Origin of the sequence: uncultured Eudoraea sp., assembly GCF_947260015.1 — a bacterium.
Taxonomy (GTDB): domain Bacteria; phylum Bacteroidota; class Bacteroidia; order Flavobacteriales; family Flavobacteriaceae; genus Eudoraea.
The window spans coordinates 1-16,686 of record NZ_CAMYOM010000002.1; the positions used below are offsets into that span (position 1 = coordinate 1).

The window sequence follows — 16,686 nt, forward strand, 5'->3', positions numbered from 1 at the left end:
ATATCAAAAAGTAGTTTAATATAAAACTCTAAACTTAATAGTGTTTTCTACTTTTTTGAGCGCTTTAATTACCTCTTTATTATAATCCCTGTCAAGATCCGTGATAACATAGCCTACATCACTGTCGGTTGAGAGGTATTGTCCTGAAATATTCATCTCATAAGTAGCTAACACTTCATTAATTTTAGCCATTATACCAGGGACATTTCTATGAATGTGCAAGAATCTATGTGCTCGATTCTGTTTTGGTAAACGAATATTGGGAAAGTTAACCGCATCGACTGTATTCCCTGAGTTCACGTAATACATAATCTTGTTGGGAACAAAATCAGCAATATCTCTCTGGGCCTCTTCGGTACTACCACCAATATGGGGGGTTAGAATAACATTGGGAATTCCCTGCAATTCTGAGACAAATGGTCCATTAGACTTCGGCTCCAGGGGAAAAACGTCTATCGCTGCACCTCGTATTTTGCCATTTTTAAGTGCTTTTACCAAGGCTGGTATTTCCACAACAAAACCTCTTGAAAGATTTAAAAGTATAGCCCCGTCACGCATTTGATTAATCTCCCGGTCACCTATAAAATTTATGTTAGCCTTGTTATCATCAAGGTGCAGAGAAACCACGTCTGAAACATTTAATAAATCTTCCAGGGTTTCACATTTTACTGCATTGCCCATGGCCAGTCTGTCCTCAATATCGTAATAATAAACACGCATCCCAATTGCCTCAGCCAGCACAGATAATTGTTTGCCTATATTACCATAACCCACAATACCGAGGTTTTTACCCCGTATTTCCCTTGAGTTAACAGCCGTTTTGTTCCATTCGCCATTATGTAATTCCATGCTTCGAGGAAATATATTGCGAAAGAGCATAATTATTTGACCAATGGCCATTTCAACTACCGATCGGGTATTACTGTACGGAGCATTGAATACCACCACTCCTTTCTTTTTACAATAATCGAGGTCTATTTGGCCGGTCCCGATGCAAAATGCTCCAACCACCAATAATTTATTAGCCGCATCCAGAACCTTAGGAGTAAGTTTTGTTTTGGAACGGATTCCCAAGACGTGTACTCCCTTTATCTTTTCAATAAGTTCATCTTCCGATAAACTTTGTTCTATGAGCTCTACTGAGAAACCATCTTCCGAAAGATTATCAAAAGCAGCCGGGTGCACATTTTCCAGTAAAAGTATCTTAATTCTGTTTTTTGGATAAGAAAGGCTTCTAGGCAGGTCGTTTACAAATAAAAACTCATCCAGATTAGGTGCTACATGATCTGCATTGTCAGCCGCTTTATTGCGATGGACATTTTCAGTATAGGCGAAAAATTTATGAGCAATTCCGGCTTCCCGCATTACATAATCACTATAACCATCCCCTATAACCTGTACTTCACCTTCAAGATCGAGCTGCTTTAAACATTCAATTTTACCATTATGTGTAGCCAAAACATTCTTTTCGTCAAAACCTATAATGTTTCCTTCCTCATCAAATTCAAATGTATTCGCATATACCCTTTCAGATGGAATATTATATTCCTTAACGATGGGATCTATAAACTCTTTAAATCCGCATGAAATCACATAAATATCGTCAGAGTACTTTTCAAAAAATTCCTTATTGGCAGCAATTGATTTTGAAATCTTTTGCTTTAACTCATCAACAAGAGGATCTAAATGATTCTTATTCGCTTTGAGGAGTTTAATTCTTCTTTCCAAGGATTCTGTAAAGGAAATATCCCCGTCAATTCCAAGGTTAGTTATTTCCTGTATTTCATGAATGACATCATCACGATTAGACTTGCCCTGCAAAGTCATTTCGGCTAGTACATCCAGTGCTTCAACTCTGGTTAATGTACTATCAAAATCAAAAACATACTTTCTTCCCACGTCAATTATTTATTTAAATTTTCTCTTTTTGTCTAAATGACATTTTAAAGGTGCCGATAAAAAATCCAGCACCCAGGCCGAGAACTAAGCTGCAAAAGTAAAAATTAATTCACATTGATGAAGGCGTTGGCTGAAATAAAACAAAATGGATTTAGATTAGAATAAAATTACTAAACCCATTATATTTTCATAGAAGGTAAATTTTAGTAATTATAGATTATACCTGTAAGAATAGCTATTCCAAAACTGAGTAATGTTCCAATTAAAATATACTCTGTGAGTTTACGGCTATTGCTTTCTTTTAAATCGTTAAATCGAAATACTGATTTAGCCGTAATTAGCAGCCCTATTGCTTCCCATCTGCCCATGATAATGAAAATAAGAACAAATAAACGCTCAATTATACCAATGTATTTTCCAGCATTGGGAAGTGATTTATGGTCCAAATTTATCTGATTAGACATTTTTTCCAAAAGAATACTCATTATAATGGCTGCAGGATAAGTCACAAAAACTATAGCGGTTAAAAGGGCCCAGTCTATTTGCTGTATTAATGTGATAGTATGATCCATAAGATTACTGTAATAGGCGCATGTATACAACACCCCTATATGCAGAAATTGATCTATAAAGAAAGGAATGCGCTTATTTTTAAATAGGGGCGTCGCATAAATTTTAAGCAAGTCGATAACATAATGAGAGAGTGCAATAATCAGGGCTATTTTCCAATACTCTATATTCCAAAGTAATAAGATAATGAGCAAAAAATGAATTAGGATATGAAGATATAGAAATCCGGAAGCAGCTTTCTTAACCTCTTTCTGAATAACCCATCGTTTTGGTTGTAAAAGAAAATCACCAATTATGTGAGCCAGAAAAAGTTTTATAAAAAGTATCATGAATGGGGATTTTTATAGTTTTTGTCGTAATAATTTAAAAGGTCTTTGACCAGATCCAGTCGAGCTCTTTTATACCTTTGGCTTACAGCAGATTGTTGTATTTGCAGTTGATCCGATACTTCCTTTTGAGAAGCTCGCGGATTTTCCAGGGCCATTAAAATAATCTCTGCAGAAACAACACTCCAGGTATCCATAAAGTCCAACCCCAATTTCAACATTAAATTAAGTGTCTCGTCTAATTGTGGATCGTCAGTTGCAATGGCCAGGGTTAGTTTTTTATCCTTTAACAGATTTAAGGTTCTTCCGGACCTTTGATAGGCAGAACCATTGGATTCACTAACACCAGCACCTCTAAAATCTTCATCGCCCAAGCCAATCGCAATTCTTACATCAAGGTGTTTAATAGTTTTGATCAGAGCTTTTAATTGAATTGCCACTTCCAATGCTTTTTTAGGTGCAATTCGTATTTGAAATTCATCCCCCCTGTATATTTCCCAAACTCCCGGTGAATCGCCTAGTTTCATCAAAAAGTTTTTTAAAACTGCCATCCAGTCGGCGGTTTTATAACCTGCCGAATTAATGATGTCTCCGGTTAAAACTGCTATCATTTTTTATAAGCTTAAATGCTAATATAAGTAAATATTAATTAATATGCTAATATATGTTATTATAAGTTATATTGCTAATATAGCAAAATCTTGTTAACAGCAATGTTTATTAAGTCAAAACCATCTTCTCACTTTTATACAATAGTGCTTATATTCTTTACCAAACAAACTGGCTAATGATAATTCTTCAGGTCGAATCTGAAAAGCGTTCATATAAGAAACAAAACCTGCAGCCAAAAGAACATTGAATGCATTGCCTAACCAGAGTGCCCAAGCTAATAATATTAGCAGCAAACCCAAATACATTGGATTACGTGAGTACTTATAAATACCATTTGAGACCAAAGAAGAGGCTTTTGAAGGGTTTTTAGGATCTATGCTAGTCCTGGCCAGGTAGAACTGAATTAACGCGACACAACTAATTACTATTGCCAATATCAGTAATGCCTTAATTAGAACCCTTCTACCAAAAAAATCAAAATATCCAACCGGCAAAAATTCAGCTAACAGGTACATTAGGATTCCAAATATCAAAAAAACGATTGCAGGTGGCAGTTTAAGCTTCATAATAGAAAAATAGCAGCAAATAAAATTACTACTTTTGACAAGGTCAGCAATCTTTTTTTTGTGAATTCCTCTAACTTATGGATCTCGTTTTCGCCACACACAATGCAAATAAATTAAAAGAAGTAAGTTTATTGCTTCCCAAATCTATCCGACTTATTTCTCTGAAGGATCTTGGCTGCAATGAAGAAATACCGGAAACCGAGTCAACACTAGAAGCTAATGCACAATTAAAAGCGGATTATATTACACATCATTATGGAATTTCATGTTTTGCTGATGATACAGGGCTTATCATAGATGCACTGAACGGAGCTCCGGGAGTCCATTCCGCGAGGTTTGCCGGTGAAGAGAAGGATTCAAAAAAAAACATGGAAAAAGTTCTGTTTGAGCTGAAAGACATCACATCCCGTACAGCCAGATTTAAAACTGCAATAGCCCTAAATCTAGATAAAAAAAGAATCCTATTTGAAGGTGTTGTTGAAGGCACTATAACGAAAGAGAAAAAGGGTGCTGAAGGTTTTGGATACGATCCAATCTTCATCCCAATAGGTTATGATCAAACCTTTGCTCAATTGCCTATTCAAATAAAAAATGAAATAAGCCATAGAGGAAAGGCTCTTCAAAAGCTAATTGCCTACCTTACAAATCATTGAATATGTTAAGTTTAGTAACCATCTAAATAAATAAGAGTATCTTTGCCGCTTAAATTGAAGCCGCTGGTATAGCATGTGTTGCGCTGAGTCTAATACGTTATAAGGATAATCGCTCTATGCAACATACATATTTGCGATTAGGTAAATTATAACATATTATGACAAAATTTGAAGCATTGGGGCTTAATAGCGCCCTATTGAATGCTGTAACCGATTTAGGATTTGAAACTCCATCAGAGGTTCAGGAAAAATCCATCCCCCTTTTATTAGAAGATGAAATAGATTTGGTGGCTCTGGCCCAAACCGGAACGGGTAAAACCGCTGCATTTGGGTTTCCCTTAATTCAAAAAATAGACAGTGGAAGCAGAACTACACAGGGCTTAATATTATCTCCAACCCGAGAGCTTTGTTTGCAAATCACCAATGAAATACAATTGTATTCAAAATACGTCAAGGGGTTGAATACAGTGGCTATTTATGGAGGTGCAAGTATAACTGATCAGGCACGGCAAATAAAGCGAGGTGCGCAAATCGTTGTCGCTACCCCAGGTAGAATGAAGGATATGATTGGCCGTGGAATCATTGATATCTCCAAAATTGACTATTGCATTCTTGATGAAGCAGATGAGATGTTAAACATGGGGTTCTATGAAGATATTAAGGACATTCTTTCCAATACACCCAAAGACAAATCAACCTGGCTTTTTTCAGCTACTATGCCAAGGGAAGTAGCTACAATAGCTAAAAAGTTTATGCACAACCCAACGGAAATTACCGTGGGGACCAAAAATTCTGGTGTGGATACTGTGCAGCATGAATATTATGTCGTTGGCGGACGCGATAGGTATTCTGCATTAAAACGTCTTTCTGATTCTAATCCGGGTATTTTTTCGGTGGTCTTCTGCCGAACCAAACGTGATACGCAACGAGTGGCCGAAAAGTTAATTGAAGACGGATATAACGCCGGGGCACTGCATGGCGATTTAAGCCAAAATCAGCGCGACCTTGTAATGAGTTCTTTCCGTAAAAAACAAATTCAAATGTTGGTGGCCACAGATGTTGCGGCCCGTGGAATAGATGTAGACGATATCACCCATGTAATTAATTATCAACTGCCCGATGAAATAGAAATCTACACTCATAGGAGTGGACGTACCGGAAGAGCAGGTAAATCTGGTATTTCGATGGTGATTGTCACCAGAAGCGAATTGAGAAAAATTCATGCTATAGAGAAAAAAATACGACAAGATTTTATAGCTAAAAAAATACCTACCGGAATCGAAATTTGTGAGATTCAATTGTATCATTTGGCTAATAAAATCCGTACCACAGAAATAAATGAAGAAGTAAGTAATTATTTACCGGCCATTAACGACGTCCTGGAAGGCCTTGACAGGGATGAATTAATCCAAAAAATTGTTTCAGTAGAATTTACCCGTTTTTTTAATTACTACAATAAAACCAAGGATCTTAATTCCGCTGAACCTGATCGCGGAGAACGAAGAAAAGGCAGGGAGTCTGGCGATTTTTCGAGTAACGGATCTGTTCGTTATTTTATAAATGTAGGAGAGCGCGATGGGTATGACTGGATGTCCCTAAAGGACTTTTTAAAGGATACGCTTCATCTGGGCAAAGACGATTTGTTTAAAGTAGATGTTAAAGAAAGTTTTTCCTTTTTCAATACAGAAGCAGCGCTTAAGGATCAAATTTTGGAAACATTTACTGATTTTAAGATAAAAGGACGATTTGTAAACGTTGAAGTCTCTAATAGTCCAGGAGGTGGAGGACGAAGAAGGGATAGAGGACCAGGGAAGAGTAAAGACAGCAGGGACCGGGATAGAGGTCGGGGGAAAAAAAGGGAAGGTAGCTTTTCAAAAAGTGGATCAAGAAGATCAGGATCCAAACAGGGTTCATCGTCCGGAAATAGACGAAGTAAAAAAAGAGATGGTTTTTATTAGTTAATTGTATATTAAAAAATGTGCCAAGGCATCAATTTTTATTTTATTCGTATTATAAATTAGCATTGCACTAAATGAGGAAGTATTTATTGTGCTTGTTTTCATTAATCGGCTTTGCCGGGATATCACAGGAAAATGAAGCTGAGCAGAAAGAAGAAGAATTTCAGGCAGTAGTCATTAACGCACAATCCAATACTCCTTTGGAAAGTGTACATGTAATAAACCTAAACAAGGTTGTAGGTACTATAACCAACTCCAGGGGTGAATTCTCTCTGAAAGCCTCTGTTAACGATACGCTTTACTTCTCGTATTTAGGATTTAAATCTCAGAAAATTCGTGTTACGAATGATATGTTTAAGTTTAAAAACACCGAGATTGCACTCACGGAGCTTGCCTATGCTCTGGAAGAAGTAGTTGTTAGGCCATACCAATTAACCGGCTATATTGAAATTGATATAAAAAATCTGCCTATTAATACATCATATCAATATAGCATCTCCGGATTACCCACCAGCTATGAGGCTGGAAGTAAAAATCCGAGTGCGGTAACAAAGGTATTAGGCTCAATTCTTAATCCGGCGGATCTTCTTCGAAATTTATTTGGTAAACAACCCAACCAGATGAAAAAATTGAGGCTAATAAAAGATGATGATGACATTAGAGATCTCCTTGCCTCCAAATTTGATCGTGAAACACTTACAGAACTATTGCAAATTGATGAATTTGACATTAATGATATCCTCTCTAATTGCAATTATTCAACCTCCTTTATAAAAACAGCCAATGATTTGCAAATATTGGATGCAATTAGCAGTTGTTATGAAGAATTTAAAGTACTTAACAGAAAAAAGTAAGGTAGAAGTTAAGGCTCCATTTCCAGTATAAATACTTGATATAGGAATAGCCTTATGAAACAATTTTAAGGCTTTTGAAATAAATTTTATTTTTCCGCATTCATTTTATAGCTTTAGACAAAATCTATGAACATGAAAAAACTGCTTATTGCAATTGCAGTTTCTGCGCTTTTTTTGACCTGCAAAGAAGAAAAAAAAGAACCCCAAATTGCAGTTTCTTCAACTAAAGACAGTACTCAAATAGTTGAGAAAAAAGTTCCATTTGTCTGGCAAGGTGCCAATATCTATTTTTTATTAACGGACAGGTTCAATAACGGTAATCCCGAAAATGATTTGAATTTCGACCGGACAAATGAAACGGCTACCTTAAGAGGTTTTATGGGCGGTGATATTGAGGGTATCACAGACAAAATTGAAGAAGGTTACTTTTCAAAATTAGGGGTGAATGCAATTTGGTTTACTCCCGTGGTAGAACAAATTCATGGCGATACAGATGAAGGAACAGGTAATACATATGCTTACCACGGATACTGGGCAAAGGATTGGACTGCTTTAGATCCCAATTTTGGCACTAAAAAAGATCTTGAAAATCTTGTGAAAACAGCCCATAAAAATAATATCAGGATTTTGATGGATGTGGTAATTAACCACACGGGACCGGTAACCGAACAAGATCCTGTATGGCCGGAGGATTGGGTAAGAACAAACCCTGTTTGTGAAAATACTAATTATGAGACTATGACAAGTTGTACTTTGGTTGCGAACTTGCCTGATATTTACACAGAATCTGATGAAGTGGTTGAACTACCGGATGCATTATTAGCTAAATGGAAGGATGAAGGCAGACTTAGTAATGAATTGGATGAACTTCAACTCTTTTTTCAAAGAACGGGATATCCCCGTGCTCCCAGGTTTTATATCATTAAATGGTTAACAGATTACGTTAACGATATGGGTATTGACGGCTTCAGGGTAGATACAGTTAAACATGCCGACGAAAAAACATGGTTAGAACTATATGTAGAAGCTTCAAAAGCATTTGAAACCTGGAAAAAAAAGCATCCAGGAGATGTTTTGGATAACACGCCATTTTACATGGTTGGCGAAGTTTATGGTTTCGAAATTTCTAAGGGTAGAGAATTTGATTTTGGTGATAAGAAGGTTGATTATTTTGAAAATGGGTTTGAAAGTCTAATAAACTTTGAATTAAAAAATGATGCCAAAAAGACTTACGAGACAATATTTAAAAAATACAATCGCATCCTGAACTCTGACTTTAAAAACAAAGGCGTAGTTAATTACATGACTTCACATGATGATTCAGAACCTTTTGACAAAGATAGACAGAGACCGTATTATATGGCAAACGTCCTTTTCCTTACCCCTGGAACTTCACAGATTTATTATGGTGATGAATCTGCGAGGGATCTTACAATTGAAAACACAGAAGGGGATGCCACTTTAAGATCATTTATGAATTGGCAAGAAATTGATAGTCTCCAGGAAACTAAGAATATTCTCACGCATTGGCAGAAATTGGGAAGTTTTCGGCATAATCATCCTGCTATAGGGGCTGGAAGGCATAAACGGCTAAGTAAAAAACCCTATGTTTTCAGCAGAACCTATATTAATGAAAATTTCAAGGACAAGGTAGTAGTAGGACTAGATTTACCCATAGGTAAAAAATCGCTTTGGGTTAAGGGATTTTTTGGAGACGGAACAAAACTTTATGATACCTATTCCGAAACTTATGTTGAAGTTAAGAATGGAAAGGTAATGCTGGAAAATGATAATAATATAGCACTCCTGGAATTAGTAGATTAATTGGCGTTCTTAAAAGAAAGCACCGTCCATATTATGAATCCATAAGATTTATGCTTCGAACTAAGTGTTTTTATGAAGATGAACAGGAGAAATTTTATCGTTAAGTCCTTTTTTGCACTGCTGGGGTTATTTCTTTTTGACATTTTTTGGTTCGAGAAGTATGTAATTCAATGGACAACCTATGATCTCTCCCATTCGGATAGCAAAATAAAAATCGTTCAATTAACCGATCTTCATATAAATAAATTAAAATCTTTCCATAAAACTATTGCGAACAAAATTAACCAAGAGCTACCTGACCTGATTTGCATTACAGGAGATTCCGTCAATAACAACAAGGGATTACCCGTTTTAAATGAATTTTTGGACCTTCTCAGCAAAGAAATACCTAAGGCTGTAATCATGGGAAACAAGGAATACGCGGGGAAAGTAAACATAAATTCTTTCAGAACTTTAATTGAAAAACACAATGGCCAATTGCTTATTAATGAAAGTTTAAAATTCTCAAGGGCGAACAGAAACCTTCTCATTATTGGTGTTGATGACTATCTTGGGGGCGATCCGAATTTCACGAATGCGTCAGCAGATTATGATAGTTCTGCAGAAGCTATTGTACTCAATCATTGTCCTGAGTACAGTGATGAAATTGCTCTTTTAAATGAAATTCAAAAAGTAAATATTAAGCTCATATTATCTGGTCATACTCATGGAGGGCAAATAACATTTCTTGGGAAAGCATTTTATAAGCCCGGTGGCAGTGGCAGGTTCTTAAGAGGATGGTACAAACTAAATGATATAAGAATGTATGTCTCCAAGGGCATTGGAACAAAATATATTCCGATTCGAATGGGTTGCAGAGCAGAAGCTACTATTTTCTATGTTTAGTTTACTGTAGGGAATGTAAAGCTATTCTGTTTCCTTCTGTATCTGTTAGAAGTGCCATAAAACCATGCCCCCCTCCTATTTCCTTTTTTTGCTGAATTATAGAGCCTCCGGCATTAGTTACTTTGGCCAATTCCATTGCAAGGTCTTTGCACGAAAAATAAAGAAGTGGACCTGCGGAATCACTTGGAATATACATCTCATGTTTAACTAAAGATCCCGAACTACCTGTTTTGCCCTGGATACCAGGGAACCAACCCATGATGATTCCATCTAAATCATGAACAGAAATTGAAATATCAAAAACTTCCTCATAAAACTTTCTGGCTCGTTCCATATCTTCCACAGGTATCTCGAACCATCCCACCATATTGTGTTCCATAGTGCTAAGTTATTTTTCCAAGATATCTTTTAAGCTCACTAAACCTTCTTCAAAATCTTTGCCCACAGTCTTATCCATGTTCATAAAAAGCATCATGATGCTTACAGGGAACTTATTTTTACCAGAAAAACCCCATGTAACTTCAGTCTCACCTGAACCTGTTTCTTTTACCTTTAAATATGCATCTGACTGGGACTTCCATGGTTTTAGAAAACGTAACTCACTTTCAATTACTTCATTTTCAACGATTCGTTTTATTTCCTGTTCGCCACTACCAACATCCTTGTTTCCTTCCCATTTACTGGTTGCACCTATTTCACCATCGGAACCTACAAATTCTTTCTTCATATTTGGATCTCTTTTACCCCAAGGACTCCAATAATCCTGATTTTTCAAATATTTAAGATATTCAAAAACAACGGGGACAGACTGCCGCACTTTTATTTTTCTGCTAACATCATAACTTTTAGGTGCAATCATAGCTAAAATAATAACTAGAACAACTATCGCAGCGAGTATGTATAAAATTGTAGTCATTTGTATATCAGTTAATTGGTTACCTTTAAATATAAAGAAAATTAATTTTCTTTCCTATATCTTGCTATGATTTCATCAATACTTTTAATAGATTTTTTAGTCCAATCCATTCGTTTTTCCAAAATTTCAGCTTCGGTTAAGTGCCATGGTAAATTTGATCTTTTAAGTTGTAGTGTTAAATTATATAATATAATGGCCGCAGAAACCGAGATGTTGAGACTCTCTGAAAATCCTGACATAGGTATTTTTAAATAACCATCAGCTTGCTCTAATACCTCAGGACTTAAGCCTTCTTTTTCTGTCCCAAAAAACAAAGCCACTTTATCTTCTAATTTAAAATCCTCCAGCAATTTTGAATCATTATTAGGAGTGGTAGCAATAATCTTATATCCATCTCCCCGCAAATTACTTATGCAGGATTTTACAGTAGCATATCTTTCTATATCCACCCATTTTTGAGCTCCCATTGCTATATTTTTGTCGAGACGTTGTCCAAATCGGTCTTCAATGATATGCGCTTTCTGAATTCCAAAAACGTCACAACTTCTTATTACAGCGCTTGCATTATGCATTTGAAAAACATCCTCAATGGCCACAGTAATATAATGTGTGCGCTCGCTTAAAACATCTTTGAATCGTTTTAGGCGTTCAGGTGTAATATAAGTTTCTAAATAGGAAAGCAGATCAAGATCTATCATAAATCTAATTTAAGAAAAATGTATCTTTATAATAGACCCAAAATCATGCAAAAAAAAATTGTTGTACTTACAGGAGCCGGAATGAGCGCAGATAGCGGAATTAGAACTTTTCGTGATGCGGACGGGCTTTGGGAGGGCCATGACGTAATGGAAGTCGCCTCCCCACACGGTTTTGCCAGAAACCCTTTCCTGGTATTGGATTTTTACAACCAAAGGAGAAGGCAATTGTTAGAAGTTGTCCCTAATACTGGTCATAAAATGCTCGTTGAACTTGAAAAATACTTCAATGTCACTATTATTACACAGAATGTAGATGATTTACATGAACGTGCAGGTAGTTCTCATGTTCTCCATCTTCATGGTGAACTGCTTAAAGTTCGCAGTACTGGTGATGAAACATTGGTTTTGGATTGGAAAAAAGATCTAAACCTGGGTGAGACATGCGTAAAAGGATATCAATTGCGTCCTCATATTGTTTGGTTTGGCGAGGAAGTTCCATTATTATCTGAAGCTGCACAAATTACCGCAACCGCAGAAATCCTTATTATTATTGGAACGTCAATGCAGGTATATCCGGCAGCCGGCCTTTTGAACTATGCAAGACAGGGCACACCCATATATTTTATTGATCCAAAACCAAGTATAAATGCTTCAGAATTTGAAAATCTCACAATTTTACAAGCAACAGCAGCAATAGGAGTTCCTACTTTGGTAACGGACCTAGTCCGTAAAGAGCTTTAGTGCGCCTGGCCCATTCCAGAATGGCTTCGCGTTGTTCCTGAGAGAGTCTGGCTCTCTTGTGAACCCAGGTATATTCCTTTAGAGGCATCTCAGCTTCTTCAATGACCTCAATCAATTCTCCTAATTTGTGATCCTTTTGCCTTTTATTGTAATTATTCCAATCAGACAAATTCAAATCTGCCTTAGCATCTTTGATATGTTCCGATAGCCACCACGATACTGGTGCAATATTGTTATACCATGGATATTCGGTATTGTTGCTGTGGCAATCAAAGCAACTATCAGTTAAAATGGCTTTAACATTTTCAGGCGGATTAGTTTCATCTATGAAACCGGCTAAATGGTTGCCTTGATCAATATTCTTTTCCGGTCTGAAAAATTGGATGGCAATAAAAAGAAGTAATAGCAATTTTGCTATTTTTTTCATTACTTTCATTTGGGGCACTTTTGAAAGTGCCAAAATACAAATTTTTGTGACCAAATCTGAATTATTCAAATCATTAAATTATGTAGATGGCACTCGGGATAAACGCAGTGAAGTAACCCAATTAGTGCTTAATAATCCTCAATTTATTTCATCTTTAATGGAAATTGCATTTGAGGATAATGGAGTAATTTCATCAAAAGCCTGCTGGATTTTGGAATTTATCGCAAAAAAAAACATACAACTAATTCTAATTAATATTGATGGTTTTACGATGGGCATGTCTAAAGTGCAATTAGATTCGTCTGTAAGACCAATGGCCAAAATTTGTGAAATTCTTACAAAGGCTTTTTTTTCCAAATCAAAAAATGAAGTCCAGACAAAATTAAAGGAATATCACCTGGAAAGAATAACTACCTCTTGTTTTGATTGGCTCATAGGGGAGCATAAAGTAGCGGCTAAAGCATATTCTATGACGAGCCTTTATTTATTAAGTGAAAAATTTGAATGGATTCGATCTGAACTCCAAATGATATTGGAGCAAAATTACAGTTTAGGAAGCGCTGCTTATAAGGCAAGGGCGAGACAAATTCTAACCTTAATTAATAAAGAAATTGAGAACCACTTAAGAGTGACAAAATTATTTTAAACAGCTTAACTCAAAAATTTTAACTATCCTCCTAATATACTTTTAATCTCCCCGGCATATAAGTATCTTTACATCTTTCAAAAAATAATCAATCCTAAAGCATATGTCGTTAAATCAATTAAACGCCATTTCACCAATTGACGGCAGATATAGATCCAAGGTCGATTCCCTTGCAAATTTCTTTTCGGAAGAAGCGTTAATAAAGTACAGGGTTATGGTTGAAATTGAATACTTCATAGCGCTCTGTGAATTAGAACTGCCTCAGCTCCCAAAATTATCCCAGGTTAACGTCGGTTCCCTCCGGGATATTTTTGAAAATTTTAGTTTAGAAGATGCTTTGGCCATTAAAGAAATAGAGAGAACCACTAACCATGATGTTAAGGCAGTGGAGTATTTTATTAAGGATAAGTTCGATGCATTGGGATTAGAAAAATATAAAGAATTTATCCATTTTGGACTTACTTCGCAGGACATTAACAATACTGCCATACCCTATTCCATTAAGGAAGCTATGAATGAGGTATATGTGCCTGTATTTATGGAATTGACAGCCGTTTTAAGGGATTTAGTCAAAAATTGGGAAGATGTCCCTATGCTGGCACGAACTCATGGACAGCCTGCATCTCCAACTCGTTTGGGTAAAGAAATTAATGTTTTTGTTGTGCGCCTTGAAGAGCAGTTTAACCTTTTAAATGATATTCCAAGTGCAGCTAAATTTGGTGGAGCAACCGGCAATTATAATGCCCATAAGGTGGCTTACCCAGATATAGATTGGCGAAATTTCGGACAAAATTTTGTTCAGGGTAAATTGGGATTATCCCATTCCTTCCCTACTACTCAAATTGAGCATTATGATCATATGGCTGCTTTATTTGACACACTTAAGCGTATCAATACTATAGTTATTGACTTAAATCGGGATATGTGGACTTACGTTTCCATGGATTATTTTAAACAAAAAATAACCGAAGGAGAAGTTGGTTCTTCAGCAATGCCCCATAAAGTAAATCCAATAGATTTTGAAAATTCCGAAGGTAATTTAGGAATTGCCAATGCTGTTTTTGAACATTTATCATCTAAATTACCTATTTCACGTTTACAGCGCGATCTAACGGACAGCACAGTACTGCGTAACGTTGGAGTTCCCTTTGCTCATACACTAATTGCATTTAAAGCTACTCTTAAAGGCTTAAACAAATTACTTCTGAATAAAGTCAAATTTGAAAAAGATCTCGATGACAATTGGGCCGTTGTGGCTGAAGCTATACAAACCATCCTCAGGAGAGAAGGATATCCCAATCCTTATGAGGCATTAAAAGGTCTCACCAGGACCAATGAACGCATTACGAAAAAATCGATTGCAGAATTTATTGATCAATTGGAAATAAAGCAAGAGCTTAAGACCGAACTAAAAAATATCAGCCCCAGTAATTATACGGGTATTTAAAAAAGACTCTTATATAGTGCATAGAAACCAGATCTATGTTATAATGCCTTTTATTAAAAATTCAATACAAATTGGTGCTATTCCTTTTTAAGTATTTGCAGATGTGGGTAAGGTATTTCTATTCCGGCTTTATCAAGCGCAACTTTACATTCTTCAACCGTACTAAAATATACATCCCAGTAATGCTCTGGTTTAGCGAATGGCCTTACCGCAAAATTTATGGAACTGTCTGCCAACTCAGATACATTTACTGAAGGTGCTGGCTCCTTTAGTACCTTTTCATTACTAGTAAGGACGCTCATTAATACCTCTTTGGTCTTTTTTATATCTTCACCATAATCTACTCCAATTTCAACATCTACCCGTATTTTGCCTTCGGCTGTATAATTTATGATATTGCCATTGGCCATAGCTCCGTTAGGAACAATCGCTAATTTGTTTTGAGGTGTAATAAGCTTTGTTGTGAAAATCTCAATTTCCTTAACAGCACCTAATACTCCCTGTGCCTCAATAAGATCACCTATTCGATAAGGCTTAAAAATCATGATTAAAACTCCTCCTGCAAAGTTTGACAAGGATCCCTGTAAAGCCAGCCCGACAGCCAAACCGGCAGCAGCAAGAACAGCAGCAAATGTGGTTACATTCACCCCTAACTGAGAGATAACAATAATAATCAGAAATATTCTTAAAGCCCAGGCAGTCAGATTTAAAAGAAATCTCTGCAAGGAGTCATCATACTTACTTTTCAACATCGCTTTTCTGGAAACTCCAACTATCTTATTTATTACCCAGGAACCAATGATATAAATAAGTAAAGCACCAATTACTTTTGGGCCATATTCAGCGATGAAGTCAATTCCTTTGTCAATCCATATTTCTGCGTTTTCCATAGTGATTAATTTTTTAGTGTTATTTAGGGTAGGAAGATATAAAATAGCTTAGACAAATTTAAATGGAATTAACACTTTTAAGTTTATTTCATTTTTTAATAACAAAAAACCCGTCCGGAATAGATTCGGGCGGGTTACAAATTTTTAAATAATTGAGTTATCCTTTTAGAAATTCACCTATTTCTCCAAGTCCTTCGCCTTTATAATCAGATTTTTGTATTGCATCCATTAGTTGAATAATATAAGCTGGGTTCATATCCTTACCCAGAACCCGAATGAGAGCAAATCCTTTGTCATCACTGCTTCCGTAAATTATTACCTCATCAATTGCATCTTCATCTCCTACATACTTAATAACACCCTTTCCGTACTCAGAATTCAATTTCATGAGTTCAACAAAATCAGCATTCTTTAAAATAGCATTTACCTTTGCCTTTTCTACTTCATATTCGGCCCCATTCTCGCTTGTCTTCCTAAAAGCCAATAAATTCAATTTCTTCAATGACTGTAATGCCTCTTGTTGTGTTTCTGACAAATCCTCATTTTGCAAATTTAGTATGCTCGTTGGAACATCCAATGAAATGAAATTAGGGTTTTCTGAACTATCCACATAATATTCCTGGAGACTTTGAGTGGAAGAACATGCGAAAAAGGCCAGTAAGCTAATTACAGAAAGTACGTTTATTATTTTTTTCATTTTGTTATCTTTTTATTCAATCAAAACTTGTAGAAATGGCAATTGACCTGTTGTTAAGTTTGTAACATCTCAACGGT

18 protein-coding genes are annotated in these 16,686 nt (G+C 36.1%); 8 read left to right on the plus strand and 10 right to left on the minus strand.

Going from position 1 to position 16,686, the window contains the following annotated elements; genetic code table 11:
• Positions 1 to 15: 15 nt before the first annotated feature.
• From serA to Q0X66_RS01370, 4 genes are all read right to left on the minus strand, one after another.
• The gene (serA, locus tag Q0X66_RS01355) at positions 16 to 1,908 is read right to left on the minus strand and encodes a phosphoglycerate dehydrogenase (protein ID WP_297702832.1); all 1,893 of its coding nucleotides are present in this window, start codon (positions 1,906 to 1,908) and stop codon (positions 16 to 18) included.
• A 194-nt stretch (positions 1,909 to 2,102) separates the two neighbouring features.
• Positions 2,103 to 2,798 (minus strand): DUF3307 domain-containing protein, encoded by a 696-nt coding sequence (locus Q0X66_RS01360; RefSeq protein WP_297702684.1) that lies wholly within the window; start codon positions 2,796 to 2,798, stop codon positions 2,103 to 2,105.
• A complete protein-coding gene (locus Q0X66_RS01365; protein ID WP_297702685.1) occupies positions 2,795 to 3,406 on the minus strand; it encodes a SatD family protein in 612 nt (203 codons plus the stop codon). The genes Q0X66_RS01360 and Q0X66_RS01365 overlap by 4 nt, the downstream gene beginning before the upstream one ends.
• 114 nt (positions 3,407 to 3,520) lie before the next feature.
• Positions 3,521 to 3,973, minus strand: a complete 453-nt coding sequence (locus Q0X66_RS01370; RefSeq protein WP_297702686.1) for an isoprenylcysteine carboxylmethyltransferase family protein — start codon at positions 3,971 to 3,973, stop codon at positions 3,521 to 3,523.
• Positions 3,974 to 4,050: 77 nt separating this feature from the next.
• Here Q0X66_RS01370 and Q0X66_RS01375 point away from each other — a divergent pair, with 77 nt between their 5' ends.
• The 5 genes from Q0X66_RS01375 to Q0X66_RS01395 all read left to right on the plus strand — a co-directional run bounded on the left by Q0X66_RS01375 (position 4,051) and on the right by Q0X66_RS01395 (position 10,147).
• Positions 4,051 to 4,626, plus strand: coding sequence for a non-canonical purine NTP diphosphatase (locus Q0X66_RS01375; RefSeq protein ID WP_297702687.1), 576 nt, complete (start codon positions 4,051 to 4,053; stop codon positions 4,624 to 4,626).
• A gap of 158 nt (positions 4,627 to 4,784) precedes the next feature.
• The gene (locus Q0X66_RS01380; RefSeq protein WP_297702688.1) at positions 4,785 to 6,584 is read left to right on the plus strand and encodes a DEAD/DEAH box helicase; all 1,800 of its coding nucleotides are present in this window, start codon (positions 4,785 to 4,787) and stop codon (positions 6,582 to 6,584) included.
• 74 nt (positions 6,585 to 6,658) lie between these two features.
• Entirely contained in the window at positions 6,659 to 7,438 is a 780-nt protein-coding gene (locus Q0X66_RS01385) for a carboxypeptidase-like regulatory domain-containing protein (protein ID WP_297702689.1), read from the plus strand.
• Positions 7,439 to 7,570: 132 nt separating this feature from the next.
• Positions 7,571 to 9,262: an alpha-amylase family glycosyl hydrolase gene (locus Q0X66_RS01390; RefSeq protein WP_297702690.1), complete on the plus strand. Its 1,692-nt coding sequence runs from the start codon at positions 7,571 to 7,573 to the stop codon at positions 9,260 to 9,262.
• 72 nt (positions 9,263 to 9,334) lie between these two features.
• Positions 9,335 to 10,147: a metallophosphoesterase gene (locus tag Q0X66_RS01395; RefSeq protein WP_297702691.1), complete on the plus strand. Its 813-nt coding sequence runs from the start codon at positions 9,335 to 9,337 to the stop codon at positions 10,145 to 10,147.
• 1 nt (position 10,148) lies between these two features.
• Here the strand turns inward: Q0X66_RS01395 and Q0X66_RS01400 are convergent, their stop codons facing one another.
• Genes Q0X66_RS01400 through Q0X66_RS01410 form a run of 3 tightly spaced genes read right to left on the minus strand, consistent with a single transcriptional unit; the run spans position 10,149 to position 11,761 of the window.
• Entirely contained in the window at positions 10,149 to 10,526 is a 378-nt protein-coding gene (locus Q0X66_RS01400; protein ID WP_297702692.1) for a VOC family protein, read from the minus strand.
• A 9-nt stretch (positions 10,527 to 10,535) separates the two neighbouring features.
• On the minus strand, positions 10,536 to 11,063 hold the full coding sequence (locus tag Q0X66_RS01405) for an SRPBCC family protein (protein ID WP_297702693.1): 528 nt from the start codon (positions 11,061 to 11,063) through the stop codon (positions 10,536 to 10,538).
• Positions 11,064 to 11,104: 41 nt separating this feature from the next.
• On the minus strand, positions 11,105 to 11,761 hold the full coding sequence (locus Q0X66_RS01410) for an RNA methyltransferase (protein WP_297702694.1): 657 nt from the start codon (positions 11,759 to 11,761) through the stop codon (positions 11,105 to 11,107).
• Between the two features lie 45 nt (positions 11,762 to 11,806).
• Between Q0X66_RS01410 and Q0X66_RS01415 the strand changes: the two genes are divergently transcribed.
• On the plus strand, positions 11,807 to 12,502 hold the full coding sequence (locus tag Q0X66_RS01415) for an NAD-dependent deacylase (RefSeq protein ID WP_297702695.1): 696 nt from the start codon (positions 11,807 to 11,809) through the stop codon (positions 12,500 to 12,502).
• Here the strand turns inward: Q0X66_RS01415 and Q0X66_RS01420 are convergent.
• Positions 12,465 to 12,929, minus strand: coding sequence for a heme-binding domain-containing protein (locus Q0X66_RS01420; RefSeq protein ID WP_366938652.1), 465 nt, complete (start codon positions 12,927 to 12,929; stop codon positions 12,465 to 12,467). The genes Q0X66_RS01415 and Q0X66_RS01420 overlap by 38 nt on opposite strands.
• A gap of 46 nt (positions 12,930 to 12,975) precedes the next feature.
• Between Q0X66_RS01420 and Q0X66_RS01425 the strand changes: the two genes are divergently transcribed.
• Positions 12,976 to 13,575 (plus strand): adenylosuccinate lyase, encoded by a 600-nt coding sequence (locus tag Q0X66_RS01425; RefSeq protein WP_297702697.1) that lies wholly within the window; start codon positions 12,976 to 12,978, stop codon positions 13,573 to 13,575.
• Positions 13,576 to 13,678: 103 nt separating this feature from the next.
• Positions 13,679 to 15,022 carry an adenylosuccinate lyase gene (gene purB, locus Q0X66_RS01430; protein ID WP_297702698.1) on the plus strand — a complete coding sequence of 448 codons (1,344 nt, stop codon included), beginning with the start codon at positions 13,679 to 13,681 and terminating at the stop codon, positions 15,020 to 15,022.
• 77 nt (positions 15,023 to 15,099) lie between these two features.
• Here purB and Q0X66_RS01435 read toward each other — a convergent pair whose 3' ends face one another.
• The gene (locus Q0X66_RS01435) at positions 15,100 to 15,912 is read right to left on the minus strand and encodes a mechanosensitive ion channel domain-containing protein (protein ID WP_297702699.1); all 813 of its coding nucleotides are present in this window, start codon (positions 15,910 to 15,912) and stop codon (positions 15,100 to 15,102) included.
• A gap of 157 nt (positions 15,913 to 16,069) precedes the next feature.
• Positions 16,070 to 16,609: a DUF4252 domain-containing protein gene (locus Q0X66_RS01440; protein ID WP_297702700.1), complete on the minus strand. Its 540-nt coding sequence runs from the start codon at positions 16,607 to 16,609 to the stop codon at positions 16,070 to 16,072.
• Between the last annotated feature and the right edge of the window lie 77 nt (positions 16,610 to 16,686).

Coding starts and splice junctions, on each gene's coding strand:
- Q0X66_RS01360 (WP_297702684.1), bottom strand. CDS start 2,798: ATGATACTTTTTATAAAACTTTTTCTGGCTCACATAATTGGTGATTTT.
- Q0X66_RS01365 (WP_297702685.1), bottom strand. CDS start 3,406: ATGATAGCAGTTTTAACCGGAGACATCATTAATTCGGCAGGTTATAAA.
- Q0X66_RS01370 (WP_297702686.1), bottom strand. CDS start 3,973: ATGAAGCTTAAACTGCCACCTGCAATCGTTTTTTTGATATTTGGAATC.
- Q0X66_RS01375 (WP_297702687.1), top strand. CDS start 4,051: ATGGATCTCGTTTTCGCCACACACAATGCAAATAAATTAAAAGAAGTA.
- Q0X66_RS01380 (WP_297702688.1), top strand. CDS start 4,785: ATGACAAAATTTGAAGCATTGGGGCTTAATAGCGCCCTATTGAATGCT.
- Q0X66_RS01385 (WP_297702689.1), top strand. CDS start 6,659: ATGAGGAAGTATTTATTGTGCTTGTTTTCATTAATCGGCTTTGCCGGG.
- Q0X66_RS01390 (WP_297702690.1), top strand. CDS start 7,571: ATGAAAAAACTGCTTATTGCAATTGCAGTTTCTGCGCTTTTTTTGACC.
- Q0X66_RS01395 (WP_297702691.1), top strand. CDS start 9,335: ATGAAGATGAACAGGAGAAATTTTATCGTTAAGTCCTTTTTTGCACTG.
- Q0X66_RS01400 (WP_297702692.1), bottom strand. CDS start 10,526: ATGGAACACAATATGGTGGGATGGTTCGAGATACCTGTGGAAGATATG.
- Q0X66_RS01405 (WP_297702693.1), bottom strand. CDS start 11,063: ATGACTACAATTTTATACATACTCGCTGCGATAGTTGTTCTAGTTATT.
- Q0X66_RS01410 (WP_297702694.1), bottom strand. CDS start 11,761: ATGATAGATCTTGATCTGCTTTCCTATTTAGAAACTTATATTACACCT.
- Q0X66_RS01415 (WP_297702695.1), top strand. CDS start 11,807: ATGCAAAAAAAAATTGTTGTACTTACAGGAGCCGGAATGAGCGCAGAT.
- Q0X66_RS01420 (WP_366938652.1), bottom strand. CDS start 12,929: ATGAAAAAAATAGCAAAATTGCTATTACTTCTTTTTATTGCCATCCAA.
- purB (WP_297702698.1), top strand. CDS start 13,679: ATGTCGTTAAATCAATTAAACGCCATTTCACCAATTGACGGCAGATAT.
- Q0X66_RS01435 (WP_297702699.1), bottom strand. CDS start 15,912: ATGGAAAACGCAGAAATATGGATTGACAAAGGAATTGACTTCATCGCT.
- Q0X66_RS01440 (WP_297702700.1), bottom strand. CDS start 16,609: ATGAAAAAAATAATAAACGTACTTTCTGTAATTAGCTTACTGGCCTTT.